Origin of the sequence: Paenibacillus aceti (genome assembly GCF_003614185.1) — a bacterium.
Classification (GTDB): Bacteria; Bacillota; Bacilli; order Paenibacillales; family Paenibacillaceae; genus Fontibacillus; species Fontibacillus aceti.
Genome location: NZ_KZ987724.1, coordinates 1 through 3198 on the forward strand (window position 1 = coordinate 1; position 3198 = coordinate 3198).

Sequence of the window (3198 nt, forward strand, 5' to 3'; positions counted from 1 at the left end):
TTTTAGAGAGATGCTGTTTTTACACAATTATACGGACTCAACTTGAAAACATCCGGGATACAAATGAAATTCCGTTGGTACACCGGCCTGCGTAAGCCTTAGCACATAGTCGATGGTTTCATCGCGAAACGGATCCAGGTCACCGACACAAGTGTACATAGGCGGAAGTCCCGACAAATCGGCTGCACGCGCCGGTGCGGCATATGGAGATGCTTCACCTTGTTCCCCTAAATACATTTCCCATGCCAATTGGGTTTTGGCTTTGCTCCACACTCTGTCATCCGTGATTTCATTGCTGGACTTGGTTATGATTCGATCGTCAAGCATCGGATAAAGAGGCATTTGGAACAGGATCGAAGGGCCGTTTCGATCTCTTGCCAAAAGGGAAACGGCAGCCGTTAATCCGCCGCCGGCACTGGGGCCCACGACCGCGATTCTGGATGAATCGCTCCCCAGTTCTTCAGCGTGTTCGGAGAACCATTGAAGTGCGGCGTAGCAATCTTCAAGCGGAGCCGGAAAAGGATGCTCCGGAGCCAGCCGATAATCCACGGAAACGATGACGCATTCGATTTCCGATACCAGATGCTGCAAGACGGGGTCCATCATATCGGCAGAACCGAGGATATAGCCGCCGCCGTGAATATACAGAACGCCCGGAAGCGGTCCATTCTTCACTTTCGGTTCGTAAATTTTGATCCGGACATCCGGATCCCCCGCCGCGCCCGGAACATATCTTTCCGAGGTCAGAACTGCGTCATTAACAGGCAGCGAGGCTGCCGTACCGGCAGCAAACTCTTGCATCTCTTGCCTTTTGGCCGCTAAATTCTCCCTGGTGTAAACGGCTTCCGGTAAAAGGGAAAACATATTTTTAAGTTCCGGATGTACTCTTTCTTCCATTTTCATTGAATGTCACCCCTGGCTGTTTCGCCACGCCGTTTGTCCCAGCAGATCCCGCATGGTTGCCATGTATTTTTCTTCCGACTGGGACCATCTCAGTTTAGCCGTTTCTTCCGCGTCCGGACCCGCGAGATAACGCAGCCGGTTCGACGGATCGCACGCAGCGGCGTAAACCTGATCCGCAACCTGGTTCTCATCCGCATTATCAAACGGATAATTCATCATGGAGTTCATCATATGATCAAAATAAGACTTGTACGCTTGTGGAATGGATACGTCTTTAGCGGCGGCCATGGTGTTCGACGCGAAATTCGTGGTTCGCATAGCTCCGGGTTCCACAAGTTTGACGGAGATATTTTGCGATTCCAGCTCGTACGACAGCGATTCCGACAGCCCCTCGACGGCATGCTTGGTGGCCACATAGACCGTCAGAAGCGGATTGGATACAAAACCCACGTTCGAAGTGACATTGACGATGGTTCCGCCCCCTTGCTCGCGAAAATAAGGGGTAATCGCCTGGATGACGTTCATGACACCAAAGACATTGGTCTCAAAAATCCCGCGGATCACATTCATCGGTGTTGCTTCAAAGATCGATAGGATGCTGACTCCGGCGTTGTTCACGACGGCGCCGATCCGGCCGAACCTGGCGATCCCTGCCGCAATCGCCGCCTCGATGGTGGCGGGCTTAGTCACATCAAGTTCGGTTACGAAAATCCGCTCGGGATTTTCCTCCGCCAGGCGCCGGTCCGGCTTGCGCATCGTCGCAACCACGTTCCATCCTTCATTGGCAAACTTCTTCGCTGCCGTATTCCCTAGTCCGGTCGAACTCCCGGTAATCAATACCGTTTTGGTCATTGAAGATCCTCCTCTTCATCATTTTTGTTTTCTTCCTTAGCTTACCGGGTTGAAGCCGCTCTAAGTCAAATCCAAAACTCGATCCCTTATGGACAAGGGGATGATAGACTGATAGCAAGTTCAGATTGTAAAATAAATGAAAGTAACTCTAACACTCAAAGGCGGTGAAGAACGCTTATGGCTTATACGATGAAAGAAGTGGTGAAAAAAACGGGCATTAACCCGTATACGTTGCGTTTTTATGAGAAGGAAGGCGTATTGCCGGCGGTTGACCGGGATGCTAACGGGGTGCGTAAATTCAACGACCACTACGTCGATTGTGTAGAGATGGTACAAGCGCTTCGTTCAACAGGTTTGCCTTTGGCGGAAATAAAACAATATGTTGAGCTGTACAAGAGCGGGGATCGAACACTTCCTTTAAGAAAAACGATGCTGGCCAACCAAAAAAGCAGAGTGGAGGAACAAATAGCACGACTGATAAAAACGCTGGAAAAGCTCAATTACAAGCTGGCGTTAATCGATGCCCAAGAAAACAAATTTGACAGGCTGCCCTGATTGGCGGGAAATGGTCAGCGCTGCTGAATGCAGCGCCGGCATGGTTGGCGAGGCCAACTACCAAGCTTTTATTTTGGAGAATGGTCGTTATTTGGGGTCAACAGTACTGATATGGTTTTTGTTTTTTCCCTTCACACGTTTATTGTTGCTCGGCAAATCTCCACCAAGCAAATATTCCAACTATTCCGGCTATTCCCGTAAAGCCAAGAATAATTAGGGCTTGCTGAATAATCAAAAAATCCTTATCTCACAAGGGTTTAGAGGCACTATTGTCGAATTCATCTGCAAAGAAAACACGGAAAATCGGTAAAAAACCTTGCAGATGGAGTGAGCGAAAGTGTTCGTGCTGAATCGAGATATGGCAGACTTGTTGGAAAACTTCTATTTGCCCTTTGGCGGAAAATTAAATCCAACCAATCGGTGGGTGCAGCTTGCGGCGATCATCCCTTGGGACAAAGTAGAAGAGAAATATGTGAGCTCGTTCAAGTCTCCAGCCATCGGCCAAAAGGCGTACTCGGCACGTATCGCCCTCGGCTCGCTCATCATCAAAGAGCGCCTTGGTTTAAGTGACCGCGAGACCACCTTACAAATCCAGGAAAATCCATATTTGCAGTTCTTCTTGGGCTACACCGCGTATGTCGATAAAGTGCCGTTTCATCACTCCCTGCTCACGCATTTTCGGGAACGGCTCGGCTTGGAAATCCTAGCTGAAGTCAACGACTGGATCGCCCAAGCCGCGCTGCAAGCAGAGCGAGAGGTCGAGGCGAAACCGAAATCGTCCAAGCGAGATCGCGATGACGACGACAACGACGCGGGCGGCTCGCAGCTCACCATGGAGGTAGGGGACGCTTTCTCTATTCCCGAGGAGCCCCCTGTTGTGGCGAAGAA

General features: G+C 50.2%; 5 protein-coding genes. 3 read left to right on the top strand and 2 right to left on the bottom strand.

The features are described from left to right. Positions 1-27 precede the first annotated feature (27 nt). On the bottom strand, positions 28-897 hold the full coding sequence (locus tag BFJ94_RS00005) for an alpha/beta hydrolase (RefSeq protein WP_120465023.1): 870 nt from the start codon (positions 895-897) through the stop codon (positions 28-30). A 12-nt stretch (positions 898-909) separates the two neighbouring features. Then, positions 910-1755 carry an SDR family oxidoreductase gene (locus tag BFJ94_RS00010; RefSeq protein ID WP_120460039.1) on the bottom strand — a complete coding sequence of 282 codons (846 nt, stop codon included), beginning with the start codon at positions 1753-1755 and terminating at the stop codon, positions 910-912. A 177-nt stretch (positions 1756-1932) separates the two neighbouring features. On the opposite strand from BFJ94_RS00010, the gene BFJ94_RS00015 reads away from it, so the two are divergent. The 3 genes from BFJ94_RS00015 to BFJ94_RS25565 all read left to right on the top strand — a co-directional run. Then, complete coding sequence (locus BFJ94_RS00015) at positions 1933-2310, top strand: MerR family transcriptional regulator (protein ID WP_120460041.1); 378 nt, start codon at positions 1933-1935, stop codon at positions 2308-2310. Beyond that, positions 2276-2527, top strand: a complete 252-nt coding sequence (locus tag BFJ94_RS25260) for a hypothetical protein (RefSeq protein ID WP_162944077.1) — start codon at positions 2276-2278, stop codon at positions 2525-2527. The genes BFJ94_RS00015 and BFJ94_RS25260 overlap by 35 nt, the downstream gene beginning before the upstream one ends. A 141-nt stretch (positions 2528-2668) precedes the next feature. Next, the coding region (locus BFJ94_RS25565; protein ID WP_229717264.1) for a transposase at positions 2669-3198 on the top strand (530 nt) is incomplete at its 3' end.